The organism is Halodurantibacterium daqingense (genome assembly GCF_042666235.1).
GTDB lineage: Bacteria > Pseudomonadota > Alphaproteobacteria > Rhodobacterales > Rhodobacteraceae > Halodurantibacterium > Halodurantibacterium daqingensis.
Map to the genome: position 1 here is coordinate 226,077 of NZ_JBHTFQ010000001.1, position 14,142 is coordinate 240,218.

Annotated in this window: 11 protein-coding genes and 1 tRNA gene; 6 read left to right on the forward strand and 6 right to left on the reverse strand. The window is 64.3% G+C overall.

All coding sequences use genetic code 11. The annotated features are described in order from the left end of the window. Positions 1-37: 37 nt before the first annotated feature. The 4 genes from ACFQXB_RS01115 to ACFQXB_RS01130 all read right to left on the reverse strand — a co-directional run bounded on the left by ACFQXB_RS01115 (position 38) and on the right by ACFQXB_RS01130 (position 4,888). On the reverse strand, positions 38-1,084 hold the full coding sequence (locus tag ACFQXB_RS01115; RefSeq protein WP_377397819.1) for a Gfo/Idh/MocA family protein: 1,047 nt from the start codon (positions 1,082-1,084) through the stop codon (positions 38-40). Next, positions 1,081-2,787: a hypothetical protein gene (locus ACFQXB_RS01120; protein WP_377397821.1), complete on the reverse strand. Its 1,707-nt coding sequence runs from the start codon at positions 2,785-2,787 to the stop codon at positions 1,081-1,083. Before ACFQXB_RS01120 ends, ACFQXB_RS01115 begins: the two co-directional genes overlap by 4 nt. Before the next feature lie 1,548 nt (positions 2,788-4,335). Beyond that, positions 4,336-4,409, reverse strand: a tRNA-Cys gene (locus ACFQXB_RS01125). Between the two features lie 86 nt (positions 4,410-4,495). Further along, positions 4,496-4,888 (reverse strand): hypothetical protein, encoded by a 393-nt coding sequence (locus tag ACFQXB_RS01130; RefSeq protein ID WP_377397824.1) that lies wholly within the window; start codon positions 4,886-4,888, stop codon positions 4,496-4,498. Between the two features lie 141 nt (positions 4,889-5,029). On the opposite strand from ACFQXB_RS01130, the gene ACFQXB_RS01135 reads away from it, so the two are divergent. Genes ACFQXB_RS01135 through ACFQXB_RS01145 form a run of 3 tightly spaced genes read left to right on the forward strand, consistent with a single transcriptional unit; the run spans position 5,030 to position 7,027 of the window. Continuing rightward, positions 5,030-5,680 carry a carbonic anhydrase gene (locus tag ACFQXB_RS01135; protein ID WP_377397827.1) on the forward strand — a complete coding sequence of 217 codons (651 nt, stop codon included), beginning with the start codon at positions 5,030-5,032 and terminating at the stop codon, positions 5,678-5,680. A gap of 56 nt (positions 5,681-5,736) precedes the next feature. Next, positions 5,737-6,714: a sodium-dependent bicarbonate transport family permease gene (locus ACFQXB_RS01140; protein ID WP_377397830.1), complete on the forward strand. Its 978-nt coding sequence runs from the start codon at positions 5,737-5,739 to the stop codon at positions 6,712-6,714. A 1-nt stretch (position 6,715) separates the two neighbouring features. Beyond that, positions 6,716-7,027 (forward strand): DUF3240 family protein, encoded by a 312-nt coding sequence (locus ACFQXB_RS01145; protein WP_377397833.1) that lies wholly within the window; start codon positions 6,716-6,718, stop codon positions 7,025-7,027. 226 nt (positions 7,028-7,253) lie between these two features. Here the strand turns inward: ACFQXB_RS01145 and ACFQXB_RS01150 are convergent, their stop codons facing one another. Both ACFQXB_RS01150 and ACFQXB_RS01155 read right to left on the reverse strand, forming a co-directional pair. Beyond that, on the reverse strand, positions 7,254-8,276 hold the full coding sequence (locus ACFQXB_RS01150; RefSeq protein ID WP_377397836.1) for an aspartate-semialdehyde dehydrogenase: 1,023 nt from the start codon (positions 8,274-8,276) through the stop codon (positions 7,254-7,256). 74 nt (positions 8,277-8,350) lie between these two features. After that, entirely contained in the window at positions 8,351-9,535 is a 1,185-nt protein-coding gene (locus ACFQXB_RS01155) for an MFS transporter (RefSeq protein ID WP_377397839.1), read from the reverse strand. Between the two features lie 237 nt (positions 9,536-9,772). Between ACFQXB_RS01155 and ACFQXB_RS01160 the strand changes: the two genes are divergently transcribed. Genes ACFQXB_RS01160 through ACFQXB_RS01170 form a run of 3 tightly spaced genes read left to right on the forward strand, consistent with a single transcriptional unit; the run spans position 9,773 to position 13,944 of the window. Then, positions 9,773-12,046, forward strand: coding sequence for a calcium-binding protein (locus ACFQXB_RS01160; RefSeq protein WP_377397842.1), 2,274 nt, complete (start codon positions 9,773-9,775; stop codon positions 12,044-12,046). Between the two features lie 60 nt (positions 12,047-12,106). Then, a complete protein-coding gene (locus ACFQXB_RS01165; RefSeq protein WP_377397845.1) occupies positions 12,107-13,129 on the forward strand; it encodes a GSCFA domain-containing protein in 1,023 nt (340 codons plus the stop codon). Continuing rightward, positions 13,126-13,944, forward strand: a complete 819-nt coding sequence (locus ACFQXB_RS01170) for a hypothetical protein (RefSeq protein WP_377397847.1) — start codon at positions 13,126-13,128, stop codon at positions 13,942-13,944. The genes ACFQXB_RS01165 and ACFQXB_RS01170 overlap by 4 nt, the downstream gene beginning before the upstream one ends. The last annotated feature ends 198 nt before the right edge of the window (positions 13,945-14,142 follow it).

Genomic DNA, 14,142 nt, shown 5'->3' on the forward strand with positions numbered 1-14,142 from the left:
CGTCCTCTCCTTCCAGGGCAGGCGCCCATTTCGCGGCTCATCGTTCGGCGCCCGCGGCAATGAACGGGGCCATGTGGATCGTTTCGCCCTGCCTGGCCGAACGGTAAGCCGCGCGTGTCAGAGCAAGGGTTTCAAGGTTATGCGCGCCCGAAGGCTGTGGCACCGCGCGCCCGTCCAGCACCTCGACCACATGCGCTTCGAATGCGGCGACCGACTCCTGGATCAGATGCCAGGGTCGCGTGCCCCAGAGGGGCACCGGCGGTTCCACATCTTCTTCGGCGATCACATCGGGACCATGCCTGCGCAGCCGGTATCCCGCCAAAAGCTCAAGACTGCCGCCGTCGCCCTCGACCTGCGCAAGCGTCTGTGGGAAGCGTTCTTCGCCGAACCGGCTGTCAAAGCTGCATTCGACACTGGTGACGGCACCGTCCTTGTGACGCAGCAACGCGACAAAGGCATCCTCACCGCGCACCCGTTGGTTCAGGCGCTGTGTGGTGCAGCTGATGCTGTCCACATCGCCCATCAGGAAGCGCGCCACATCGAACAAATGGAGCCCTACATCCATCAGTGCGAGCTCCTCGACCCGGGCTAGATAGGGCTGGTTGGCGTAGATGTCATGGCCATGTCTGAACGACAGGCGCAGGAAATGCGGTCGCCCGATCTCGCCGGTTTCGACCGCCGCACGAATGTGCCGGAACGGCTTTTGCCAGCGGAAGTTTTCATGCACCAGGAGTTGACGTCCCGCCGCCTCGGCCGCCTTCACCATCTCGAGCCCGGCAGCATAGCTTTCGGCGAAGGGTTTCTGGCAGATCGTCAGCGCGCCGTGGGACAGGCACAACTTGACGAGTTCGGGATGTGTCTCCACGGTGGTGACGATATCCGCAAAATCCGGACGCAGGGTGGCCATCATGACGGCGGCATCGGAAAAGCTCTCGGCGACGCCGAAATCGCGCCGGAACTGCTCGGCCCGGGCCGGATCGCGGTCGCAGACCGCCACGATCTCTGCGCCCGGGGTCGATTGCCAGGCATGCATGTGGTTCTGGGCAAAGAAGCCACAGCCGATGAGGACGCCGCGGTAGGTCATGCTCTTTCTCCTGTCAGGATGGCGGCGGTCATGGGCGGCAGCGTCAGGGGGCCGGCAGGGCCCGGCGCATCGATCCAGGTCCAGTCCCCGCGGTCGGGGATCCTGACGGCGAAGCCTTCCAGCTGCACATCGCCGGGTCCAAGGTTCACAGCGAGCCCCCGAAGGCCACCGCGACGCATGCTCTGCGTGGGATCGCTTGCGCGCAATGTCACAAGTCCTGTGGCTGGCCCTCCTTCCACCAGCACCATTTCACCTGAAAGGGCTGCGAGGGCTGCTACCACATGCCAGATCGGCCAGGGTCCGGCCTGATCGGCCATGCCCAGCGGTCCTGCCGTCATCGCGGGTGCAAAGGCCGCCACCCCGCCCCGCGCGCAGGCGGCGCCAAGCGCGACAGCAAAGGCGGCGGCGAAGGGTGTTCGCTGGCGTGGATCCTCCATCGCCATCGGCAGCCTTCTGCCCTCCGGATTGGCGATCACCGCGGCGCCGTAGGGATTTGACCGCATCCCGATCGACATCAGCCCAAGCCGCAACGGACGGCCCCCCGACAGCGCACGGCCGCTTTCGATCACCTGCGGGATCGCCTCGAGTGTTTCTGAAACCGACATGTCGTCGGCTGCGTGAACAATGGCCGAGGTCCCGAAAGTCGTGAAATCCACCAGCGCGGGCCGGGGCGGGCACCGGTTGAATTCGGGAAAGAAGGTCAGCATTCCGCCGCCGACCTCGGCATCCGGAAAGATCTGCCGGACCAGTGGCACGATCTCGGCAGGCGTGGGGCCTTCTGGCCATGGTCCTGACGGCTGATGGCTTTGCAGGTAGCCGCGCGGCAGGGCGATGACCCGTGTGGCGGTCAGCCCCGCCTGCCGCAGCGCGCACGCGGCGGCGTGCAAATCCTCCACGGGATCCTGCCCGATGACAAGTTCCAGCGTGACCGGCCCCGGCGGGGCCTGTTCCACCGCTAACATGGTCGCATCGGCCCGCAGCAGGATCCCCTGGGCAGCCAGTGTCGGCACCTGTGGATGCGGCGGCCCGCTTATCGCTGTCTCATGCGCCAGAAGTATATCGGGCATGACAGCCGCCTCCTGGACCGACGCGCGCGCCTGCCTGCCACAGGTGGATGATGCGGGGGATGTGGTTGCCCGTGCTCCGCCTGCCAAGATTGCAGTAATTTTCTGCCGCACCTCCTGGCCTCTTGTCAGACTGTAGGGTCGTGGCAGGGCAAGCGGACGGCAATAGGTTTTGAACGAGGCGTCGGTCCAGTTGCGCTGGTCCTCCATCTCGAAGATCTCGCCCTCAAAGGCGATCGACATGACGACGTCATCGACCCGGTGCGTCAGGCCCACAATGTCCAGAACCGGCTGGCGGGCCGAGATGAGACGCGGAAAGCTGGTCTCGGTTAATTCGCCGCTCGCATGACGAATGGTGAGCCCTTCACCCACCACCCCGTCGAGCGGGTGCAGCACGACGAGTCCCGCCCGGTTCACGACACAGTCGCGCTGCACCTGCAGCAACAGCTCGGCCACCAGGCGCACACCCGCGTCATCCGGCACGATCTCGGCCGAAAAACACCCTTCGATCGCCCCGTCCTGGGTGTGAAAGCGCCGAGAAAACCGCGCCCCGTCAGCAGAGAGATCCTGTCGAACGGTGCTCGTTGGGACGGTTCCCCAGTTGGCGTCGCGGATGGGGTAGTCGATCAGCCGCAGCACCTCCCGTTCCGCAAAACAGATCCTGCGCAGCGCCCCTTCTTGAACAACAGCGTGAAGGGGGAATGCTTCAATGCAGGTCGGTGCATCTGATCCCTCCGTCACGCGCAAACCCTCCCTTGCATGTGTTATACTCATTATACCACTTACATCCCGAAAGCAAGGTAGATGTTCTTCAGCCTGACCGGGGAGTTTACCCGCGATCTTGCGGCAACCGTGGCAGGCGCCCTGATACAGGCCCGGTGGCCGGAGCGGCCCGGCTGTCCCCTGTGCCATCATTCCCGCTTTCGATGTTATCTCGATCACAGGGTATGCCCGGCGTTCCGAACCTTTCTCTACGCCGCGGACAGGCAGACCAACCGATCCCTCAGGGCGATGGAATATGCACAAGGCTCGCTAAGGATCTCAGGACCACCCGCACCCTCAACCCTCGTCATGCCAACGGTCGGGGCGAGCATCTCAGGGCGCGGTGTCGCACGCCGCCCGCCCAAACAGGTGTCACAGGCAGTTCGAGATGGGCTGTCGTGGTTGTTCCGAAAGCTGGTGCGTAAGGCGGTTTACAGGCTTGTCCCTTATCAGGTCGCCCCCCCCGGAGTGAGCAGCTTGTTTCGTGGTTCCGAGCACCGCATCTGTCGTTTCTTCACCATCCGACGCACGAGATTGTTGGCGCTCGCCTCACCGCGATGCGACACTTCGACGACATCGAGACCTGGGCGGGGCGGGCGCGGATCAGGATGACCCGGCTCTCGGGTAGAGCGCCGTCCGCCGTGCTGACCGAATGGCCCGGGTGTCCGTGCCCTCGACGAGGCGGAAAGGCAACCCGCGCCACCCGTGCTCCGCGACGGGCGGCCCAAGCCGGTGCTCCAGGCCCCTCGGCAACCGGCTGATCACGCTGCCCCGCATCGAAGAGGCGAACCCTTCAGCCTGGTCTTTCCTGCCCCAGCGACTGCACGAGATCGGCGAAGGTCGCGGTAACGGCCGGGCATCGCGCCGGCACAGCTGTGCGATATCGTCGCCATGTGCCCATAATACGCCTGCCGAACTTGCCCCGGCGGCGTGAGGCAAGCTCCGGCGCTCTTCCATCTGATCATGGCGACGCTCATCCGGTGCGGATCAGGAAAGATGCTGATCACCTGCCTCCTGTGGTGGGGGGCTCTGTGCGCCTAAGCCGGAGGAGGCAGCATGACGGATCGTGATGAGATCGGTACCGACTTCATCCTTACGCTCAGAAGTTTGGCGGAGCAGAGCGGTTGATTCGGCTGACTGGAACCAGCGAGCTGGCCTCCGGCACCCTCGATCCGACCACGTTCGGGAAATGGACGGAGGATCTGATCCGCCGCTATCGGTCTGGTGACGATCTGGCGGTGCCTGAGCGTGATGTACCAACTGCGGATGCTGTTGGCCAAAGTGAATGCGCTTCAGCGCGATCAACCGGACGCGGTTGCAAGCCATCGCGTACCGTAAGAAACAATCATCCTGATGAATTCAGGAAAGCGGATCTAGAGACTACGGCCACAAATCCGAAGGAAAACTATGCGCTATGCAATTTTGTGGAGGCGAGTACCGGAATCGAACCGGTCTACACGGATTTGCAATCCGCTGCATAACCTACCTGCCCACTCGCCTCAGGCCTGCTTTCATTAAGTTTCGGGCGAAGAACAGTCAAGGCTTATCCGCGCGGAAGGCGCGGCCGAGCGCCGACGACGCCAGCTCAGAGCAGCGGTACCCAGCCGGGATACCCCTGGGCTCCGTCTCGGCCCAGGGCGCGCTCGCACAGGCGGAAGAGGCGGGCCGCTGTCGCGCTCAGCGCCACCGGATCGCGCTGCACCGCGCATTGGGCGACATCGCCCGAGACACGCGCGATCCGCGACATTCCGACATGCTCGGCCACCCGCCCCAGACGGCGGGCCGCGCGCAGCACGGAAGTCATGTCCGCGCTGGCCTCGGCCTGCGCGATCTCCGACAGTCGCGCCGAGATTTCCGTGCGGGCGCGGTCCAGCACCTTTCGGGCCATTTCCGGTCCCAGATCTTGCCAGAGTGCCGCAAGTCGCGCCCCATCAAGGCCGATGCCTTCATCAGCCCGTGTGACATGCACAAGTTCCACGTATCACCCCTTATCACGCCCCCGCGTCCGGCCAAACTGCGGACAAGCAGTCAACAAAAGGTTGAGATGCCCCGCAGAAATCGCTCGAACTTCGGTCAATTGCCTTCTAATCAGGGGCTGCAGCACGACGACGGAGACAAGATGAAACTGGTGCGCCCCCTGCCCGCTTATCTCGTCCAACGCTATCACGGCTGGAAGGCCACGACCTTTGCCGAGAACAAATCCTGGTATCGCCGCCTGGCCGAAGACGGCCAGCATCCGCGGGCGATGGTCATTTCCTGCTGCGACAGCCGGGTGCATGTGACGTCGATCTTCGGGGCCGATCAGGGCGAGTTCTTCATTCACCGAAACATCGCCAACCTCGTGCCGCCTTACCGGCCCGATGGCGATTATCACGGCACGTCGGCGGCGGTGGAATATGCGGTCACCTCGCTCAAGGTCGCGCATCTGGTGGTTCTGGGCCATTCGGGCTGCGGCGGTGTGCGGGGCTGCTTCGACATGTGTTCGGGCCATGCGCCCGAGCTGGAAGAAGAAACCAGCTTCATCGGCCGCTGGATGGAATTGCTGCGCCCGGGATACGAGCGGACGGCGGGCTGCGAAGGCACCGAACAGCGCCTGCGGGCGCTTGAGCAGCAGGCGGTGATCATCTCGCTCGAGAATCTGCTGACCTTCCCCTTCGTGCGCGCGGCGGTCGAGGAGGAAAGCCTGACGTTGCACGGGCTCTGGAACGATATCGGCAGCGGGGGGCTGGAGCAGTACGATCCGGAAAGCGACGATTTCCTTCCCATCTGATCTTTTCTTTTGTGCTGCGCTCCCCTATCTGCGGCAAAATTCAGAGGGATGGCACCTTGGAAGGTATATTCACACTGGCAGGCCAGAACCTGCTTTCACCGATCATCCTGTCCTTCGCCCTTGGCCTTGCAGCCGCGCTTGCCCGTTCCGATCTCTCGGTGCCCGAGGCAGCGGCCAAGGCAATGTCGATCTATCTGCTGTTCTCGATCGGTTTCAAGGGTGGCGTCAGCGTTGCCGAGCATGGCGTTGACGGCGGCCTGATCGCGACGATGCTGGTGGGTGTCGTGCTTTCGGCGGCGATCCCTTTCGGGGCCTTCGCTCTCTTGCGGGTCATGACCGGGCTGTCGGTGGTCGATGCCGCGGCGGTCGCGGCGCATTATGGCTCGATCTCGATCGTCACCTTCGTTGCGGCAAGCTCTGTCCTGACCGGGCAGGGCATCGCCTTCGAGGGCTACATGGTGGCCGTTGCCGCGGCAATGGAGGCACCGGCAATCCTCTCGGCGCTCTGGCTTGTGTCGCGCAGCGGCAAGGGCGCCCGGATGGATGGCGAGCTGTGGCGCGAAATCCTGCTCAATGCTTCGATCGTGCTGCTGATCGGCGCCTTCGTGATCGGCTGGATCACCGGCCCGGCCGGCATGTCCGAAATTCAGGCGTTCATCGTCGCCCCCTTCAAGGGCGTGTTGTGCCTGTTCCTGCTGGACATGGGGCTGGTGGCAGGGCGCGGGCTGCGCAACAGCCGCGGGGTTCTTTCGCTGGGCGCGCTCGGGTTCGGGGTGGTGATGCCGGTGTTGGGGGCGCTGCTTGCGCTTGGCGCCGGCCTTGTGCTGGGGCTGTCGCCGGGGGGCGTGATGCTTCTGATGACGATGTCCGCCTCGGCCTCGTATATTGCAGTGCCTGCGGCAATGCGGGTGGCGTTGCCCGAAGCCAATCCTGCGGTTTATCTGACGCTGGCGCTTGGCGTGACCTTCCCCTTCAACCTGACGCTTGGCATCCCGCTTTATCTTGCGCTTGCGTCAACCCTGACCGGAGGCTGACATGCAGACCCACAAGGCGAAACGGGTAGAGATCATCATCGAGGCGGTGATGGAGCGCCGGCTGACCGACGCATTGGCCGAGGCGGGCGTCACGGGCTTTACCGTGCTTCCGGTCAGCGGCGGGACGGGCCGGTCTGGCCACTGGAGCCGCGAGGGCCAGGTGAGCCGCGCCGGCGGCATGGTGGCGGTGGTCTGCCTGATCCGCCCCGAGCGGGTGGAGCCATTGCTCGAGGCCGCCTTCGCGGTGGTGGAGCGCCATATCGGCGTGGTCAGCGTGAGCGATTGCGAGGTGATGCGGGCAGAGCGGTTCTGACACGGAGCGCGGCTGTCGCGCGCGGTGCCCCGAAAGGCCACGCCGCGCGCCCCTGCCGCTGCAACCCGGCAACTGGTGCATCTGGGAGTTGATTATTCTTCACGCCGCCCTGGGCGCCAGCGATTCCGCAGGACGGGCCAGCACAAGATCTGAATTCCGCAGCCGCCAATGAAGGGGCTGAAAGGCAAAAGCCCGGCGGGTGCCGGGCTTTCGGGTCGTGATCTGGTCAGCCCTTCTTCAGGCAGCGGTTTCCAAGCGTTTCCGCAATCTGCACCGCGTTCAGGGCCGCGCCCTTGCGCAGGTTGTCCGAGACGCACCACATGTTCAGCCCGTTCTCGATGGTGCTGTCCGTGCGGATGCGGCTGATGAAGGTCGCATAGTCGCCCACACATTCGATCGGCGTGACGTAGCCGCCGTTCTCGCGCTTGTCGATCACCATGATGCCGGGGGCCTCGCGCAGGATGTCGCGGGCCTCGTCCTCATCCAGGAACTCCTCGAACTCGATGTTCAGAGCCTCGGAATGGCCGACAAAGACCGGCACGCGCACGCAGGTTGCCGTTACCTTGATCGAGGGGTCGAGGATCTTCTTGGTCTCGGCCACCATCTTCCATTCTTCCTTGGTGGTGCCGTCCTCCATGAAGACGTCGATATGCGGAATCACGTTGAAGGCGATCTGCTTGGTGAACTTGGACGGGGCCACTTCCTGACCGGGGACATACATGCCCTTGGTCTGGTTCCACAACTCGTCCATCCCCTCCTTGCCGGCGCCCGACACCGACTGGTAAGTCGAAACGACCACCCGCTTGATCCGCGCCCGGTCATGCAACGGCTTGAGCGCCACGACCATCTGCGCCGTCGAACAGTTCGGGTTGGCGATGATCATCTTGTTGCGGTACTGCTCGACCGCCTCGGGGTTCACCTCGGGCACGACCAGCGGCACCTCGGGATCGTAGCGGTAAAGCGATGAATTGTCGATCACCACGCAGCCGGCCTGGGCCGCCTTGGGCGCGTGGATCTTCGTCGCGTCCGAGCCGATCGCGAAAAGCGCGATGTCCCAGCCGGTGAAGTCGAACTGCTCCAGGTCCTTGGTCTTGAGGGTCTTGTCGCCAAAGCTCACCTCGGTGCCCAGCGACCGGCGCGAGGCCAGCGCGGCGATCTCATCCACCGGGAACTGGCGCTCGGCCAGAATGTTCAGCATTTCGCGGCCCACGTTACCCGTGGCGCCGACGACGACGACCCTGTAGCCCATCGGACCCTCCTTGGCATGACGTCACATGACAGCGCCCAATACCGCAGCCCCCCCCCGAGTGAAAGGGTCTTTCACTAGTCCAGCCTGTCCTTGCTGAAGAGATAGACCGCAAGCCCGACAATCTGCGCCGCCGCAAAGAACCAGAACAGCATCTGGTAGGCCTCGGCCGGGCCTGCGCCGCTGGCGAGCGCGGTGGCGTGGATGCGCCCGCTCAGCATCTGCAACAGGCCGACGCCCCCGATGCTGAACAGGTTAAGCAGTGTGACCCCGCGCCCCGTCAGATGCGGCGGCACGAAGCTTCGGCCATGGGCCATGATTGTCGGGAACGAGGCGCCAAAGAACCCGACCGCAGCCAGCAGCAGCGCCGCGTTCCAGAACCCGGCCTGGGGCCAGAGCGCCAGCGCCACCAGACAGACGAGGCCGAGGGCATTGCCGCCGAAAACCACCCATTTGCGGCTGCGGAACAACCGGTCCAGTGGCCCGTAGAGGATGCTGCCCGCGACCATGGCGAAGCCCATCACCAGCGTCGCCTGCCCGACGCCCGCGCCGCCCGCACCATGCACATCGGCGAAATAGGGCCCGATCCAGAGCCCCCTGATCCCCGCGGAAGGCGCGTAGGCGACCAGCAGCATCGGCAGGATGAACCACAACGCCGGCATGCGCAGCAGATCCAGAAGCGAGCCCCGCGGCGCCCCTTCGGCGGTAACTGCCGGCAGGTCCGGCACGAAGCGCCCGGCGGCGATCGCAACGGCAAAGGTGATCGCGGCAAGCGCGAACACGGTTTCGCGCCAGCCGAAAAAGTCGGCTGACCAGGCAAGGGGCAGGGCGCTGGCGATGTTCCCGAGCGATCCGACTCCGACGATGATCCCCGCCAGCATGCCGAAGACGGCCGGGGGATAGGCACGCGCAAAGATATAATAGGAAGCCATGAGCACCGGCGCGCAGCCGATGCCGATCAGCACCATCGCGATGTCGATGGCCAGTGCTGATTGGGCAAGCGCGAATAAAAGCGCTCCGCCGCCCCCACCGATCGCCAGCAGCACCGAGGCCGTCAGGCGCGGGCCCATGCGGTCGAGCGCCCAGCCCACAGGTATCTGCATGAGGGCAAAGGCCAGGAACCAGTAGCCCGAGGCGCGGGCAAGGTCATCGGCCCCAACGCCCAGATCCGTCAGAAGCGCCGGCGCAAGCACGGCCAGGAACGCGCGGTAGAACTGGCTCAGCACATAGCCGAGCAGCAAGAAGAACAGACCGGTTTTCATGATCCCCCCAGAACAGGCCGTCACACTGGCCCGGGAGCGGGGGATGTTCAACTCCCCTTGCCCCTGACCGCCCTTCGGGGGGCCCGTCCCAACCTTTCGCTGTTCGAGGGCATCCCTTGAGGTGGAGACCATACGAAATGTAAAAAATCTAACTAAAACTGAGGCTTAAAGGGTGTGCGCCTTTACCGTTCCGAAACCCGGGGATAGGAAAATCGGAAGCTTCTCGGGAGCGCGCCAATGTCGAAGATCTTCGTCATCGCTGGGCAAAGCAATGCCAACCTCTTGTCCAGCGCAACGGCCGCCGCGCTTCGGGCAAGCCATCCCGACTGCATCGTTCTCACGGTCGCGGCACCGGGCGCACCGCTGACCTTCGGGCGCGCGGCCGAGGACTGGTTCTCGGCGCGCGAATTGCCACAGGAACTTGCCGGCGCAATCATCGCCGCCCTGACGGACAATCCCCAGATGACTTTCGGCGGCATTGCCTGGGTCCAGGGCGAGGCGGATACGCTTGCCGTGGCGCGCAGTGCCGAATATGCCCGGCGCGCCGCAGATCTGTTTTCCGCCATCGAATCGCAGGTCAGGGGCGCCTTTCCCGGCCGGGCAGTCTGGCCCGACGATACCAAGCACATCCTCCTTGGCCTGTCCGAAAATGCCCCGGCCATGGCCGAACGGGATGCCTGGAGAACGATTATCGCGCAGCAAGAGGCGTTGGCGGCCAGCCGCCCCGATATCGCCTTGTTGCGCCCCGATCTGATCGCGCAATGGGCCGGGGTGGGCAGCACGTCAATGTTCAAGGACGCGCTGCATTATGCCCCGGGAATCGCCGGCATTCTTGCCGATGTCCTTGCGCAGGCGCTGGTCAGCGGGGGCGTGCCCTTCCTGGAAACGCCCTCGAACCCGGTCACGATCGGGACGCCGGGCGATGACCAGCTGCATGACTGGCTTGATGCCGCAGGCCGAACGGTCAGCCGGGCTGCAGAAACCTCGCCGACGATCCTCATGGGCGGGCTGGGCAATGACAGCTATTACGTGCGGAACTCCTCGACGATCATCTTCGAAGTCGCAGGGGCGAGTCACGACCAGATCATCACCTCGGTCAGTTACCAGATGTGGCGCAACGCCCCGAATGTGGAGAACATCCGCCTCACGGGTGCCGGAAACCTGCGTGTCGAGGGCAACGCGCTGGGTAACCTGATCGAGGGAAACGCCGGTGACAATCATCTGGCCGGAGGCGACGGCCAGGACACCATCCATGGCGGCGATGGCCACGACCTGATCCTTGGCGACGATGGGGATGACAGCCTGTATGGCGGCAACGGCAACGACACCCTTGGCGGGGGCGCCGGCAACGACGCACTCTGGGGCGGCGCCGGCAACGATGATCTTTATGGCGCCGATGGCGACGACACGCTTTACGGCGGTCTGGGCAAGGACCGGCTGTATGGCGGCGCGGGCAATGACGTGCTTCTGGGCGAGGACGGCGACGACCTTCTGGACGGCGGGCCGGGTGATGATCTTCTGGGTGGCGGCGCGGGCAATGACCTGCTGTACGGGGGGGCGGGCAATGACTCTCTCTATGGTGCGGCGGGCGCCGACACGCTTCACGGCGGGGCGGGCCATGACCTGCTGTTCGGGGGAGATGGCGCCGATCTGCTGCTGGGCGAAGACGGCAACGACACGATTTACGGCGGCGACGGCAATGATGTGATCGGCGGCGGCGCCGGCAACGACCTGCTGTACGGCGGCGCCGGCGATGATCAGCTTTACGGTGCGGACGGCGACGATCATCTCTCTGGGGGCACGGGTCACGATCAGCTTTACGGCGGTGACGGAAACGACGTGCTTCTGGGCGACGCGGGCAATGACAGCCTCTATGGGGGGCCAGGCCATGATCTGCTTGGCGGGGGCGACGGGGATGACCTGCTTTATGGCGGGTCCGGCAACGATTCCCTCTACGGCGCCGCTGGGCACGACACGCTCTATGGTGGTGACGGGCACGACCTGTTGTTTGGTGGCGATGGAAACGACCTGCTGCTGGGCGACGCTGGAAATGACACGATCGATGGTGGCGCCGGCAGCGATATGATCGGCGGGGGCGATGGCGATGATCTGCTCTATGGTGGGTCGGGGGCCGACAGCCTGTTTGGCGCCGCAGGCAATGACACGCTCTATGGCGGCGCCGATGATGATCGGCTGTTCGGCGGGCTGGGGGATGATCTGTTGTTTGGCGGAACCGGCGACGACCGGCTGGAAGGAGGGCCAGGCAACGATACTCTGTTCGGCGGTGCGGGGGCGGATGTCTTCGTCTTTGCCACGGGGGATGGCCATGACCGCATCGGTGATTTCACGCTGGGTGTGGACCGTCTCCTGTTTTCTGACGCGCTGCGGGTCGCGACGCTTCAGGCCGAACAGACAGAGCAGGGGTTGCTCCTGAGCATCGGGGAGGGGCAAAGCATCTTTCTTGCGGATCTGTTCCTGCCCGATCCGGGCGATCTGTCGCCGCTGTTCTGAGCTCAGGTTGACATCGCCCCGGGCCAAAGGCATCGTTGCAAGACAGCGTGAAAGCCCGCCATGCCCTATTCCAATCTTCCTGCAAGTTCTTACTGGAAACGCTGCCTGCGCAGCGATGACTTCCGGCTGAACGATCTGTATCAGCCCCGATTCCAGATCGGGGCGCAGGATGCGATCGCCACGGCGGGAAGCTGCTTTGCTCAGCGGATCGGCCAGGAGCTGCGCCACGCAACGGTCGATTTTCTTGATCTGGAGCCACCCCCCCCAGGAATGTCACATGCCACGGCGCAGTCTTTCGGCTTTGGCATCTATTCGGCGCGCTACGGCAACATTTATACCCCCCGGCAGTTGCTGCAACTGGTCGAGGATGTGCTGGCAACCCGCATCCGCCCCGAAGCGGTCTGGGAAAGCCGAGGCGCCTGGTTCGACGGGCTTCGCCCGCAGATCGAGCCGGGCGGCTTCGCTTCGGCGGACGAATTGGTCGGTATCCGCGTGTCGCATCTGGATCGCGTGCGACAGATGATTGAAAAGGCAACGGTCTTCTTCTTTACCCTCGGGCTGACCGAGTGCTGGGCGCATGCCGAAACCGGGACAGTGTTTCCAGTCTGTCCCAGCGTGGTTCCGGGTGTCTTTGACCCGGAGCTGCATCGCTTCCGCAACCTGCGGACCGCCGAGGTGATCGCCGACCTTGAAGCCTTCATGGCCGCCGCGCGACAGATCAATCCGGGGCTGCGTTTCCTTTTCACCGTGTCTCCGGTTCCGCTCGTCGCGACGGCGACGGGGGGCCACGTGCTTGCCGCGACGACGCGGTCGAAATCGGTGTTGCGGGCGGCTGTGGCCGAGGTGGTAGACAGTGACTCCGGCTGCGACTATTTCCCCTCGTACGAACTGGCCACGACGCATCCGATCCTGCGGGATACCTTCTGCGACGACAGGCGCAGCGTCCGGCCCGAGATCGTGCGGATGATCATGGATATGTTCTTTGCCGCGCACCCGGGATGCGCCCGCATCGACATTCCCGCCGGCGAAGACGAAATGGACGCGTTCTGCGATGAGCTTCTTCTGGATGCCGCAACGTCATGAAAGGCTGTATCTTCGGCAATTCGCACAGCGCCGCGCTTCTGAAGGCCTGGCGGGAACACGAGGGCGCTTGGCCCGGGCTGAGCCTGGATTTCTTCGTGCGCAGCGGGGTTGGCGTGCAGGGCCATCGGTTGGATGGTCCGGTGATCCGCGCCGAGGATCCCGACTTTCGCGACATGCTGGAAAAGCTCGGTCTTCACCACGAGATTGACCTCTCCGGCTATGATTTCCTTGCCGTTGTCGGCAGCGAGATCAGCCCCTTCAAGTCGGTTGCGATCCTGCGCGACAATCAGATCTTCGGATGGCGCACCAATGACCTGGCGCGACCGGTGATCAGCGAAAAGGTGCTGCGGGCAGCGCTTGCCGACAGCCTGCGCGCGGCAAATGGTGCGCGGCTGCTGGCGCAGCTGCGGGCGGTTTTTCAGGCCGACAAGCCGATCTACGTGCTGACCCAGCCCTTCCCGGCGGCCAAGCATATCGACTCCCCCAAGCTCGCGACCTTCCGCCGCCAGATCCGCCAGGGTGATGCGACCCGCTTTGCCCGCCTCTACAATGAGGTTGCCGCGACCGTGGTCGAGGAGCTTGGCGGCCTATATCTGCCCCAGCCTCAGGAAACCGTGTTCAAATGGGTGCTCACGCGCGAAAAGTTCACGATGGGGGCGCCAAGGCTGACCAACCTCCGTCTGAAGCAGGCGCAGGATGACATTCTTCATGCGAACGCCGATTACGGGCAGGTGGTTCTGAATGATCTCGCCGGGCGGCTGGGGCTGGCGGCCGCATCAGTTCCCGTGCGCGATACCCCCCGCACCCCGGAGTAGCGGCGCGGGCGGGCCCACATGCTCCGGCGAGCTTAAAGGCTCGTAACGCACTATCGCCGGCCCTCTGCAGGCAGAGATGCCGTAATCCCGCCCGGGCGCCTGCGTATCCAGATCCCGCATGGGGACGAAGACGCCCGTAATGCAGCCCCAAAAGGGATTGCCACCATACCAACGGGGTTCTGTTGTGGCGGCGCCCTT

What these genes read in the sequence shown, in the direction of transcription:
- ACFQXB_RS01115 (WP_377397819.1), bottom strand. Translation starts at nt 1,084, where the DNA reads ATGACCTACCGCGGCGTCCTCATCGGCTGTGGCTTCTTTGCCCAGAAC.
- ACFQXB_RS01135 (WP_377397827.1), top strand. Translation starts at nt 5,030, where the DNA reads ATGAAACTGGTGCGCCCCCTGCCCGCTTATCTCGTCCAACGCTATCAC.
- ACFQXB_RS01145 (WP_377397833.1), top strand. Translation starts at nt 6,716, where the DNA reads ATGCAGACCCACAAGGCGAAACGGGTAGAGATCATCATCGAGGCGGTG.
- ACFQXB_RS01150 (WP_377397836.1), bottom strand. Translation starts at nt 8,276, where the DNA reads ATGGGCTACAGGGTCGTCGTCGTCGGCGCCACGGGTAACGTGGGCCGC.
- ACFQXB_RS01155 (WP_377397839.1), bottom strand. Translation starts at nt 9,535, where the DNA reads ATGAAAACCGGTCTGTTCTTCTTGCTGCTCGGCTATGTGCTGAGCCAG.
- ACFQXB_RS01160 (WP_377397842.1), top strand. Translation starts at nt 9,773, where the DNA reads ATGTCGAAGATCTTCGTCATCGCTGGGCAAAGCAATGCCAACCTCTTG.
- ACFQXB_RS01165 (WP_377397845.1), top strand. Translation starts at nt 12,107, where the DNA reads ATGCCCTATTCCAATCTTCCTGCAAGTTCTTACTGGAAACGCTGCCTG.
- ACFQXB_RS01170 (WP_377397847.1), top strand. Translation starts at nt 13,126, where the DNA reads ATGAAAGGCTGTATCTTCGGCAATTCGCACAGCGCCGCGCTTCTGAAG.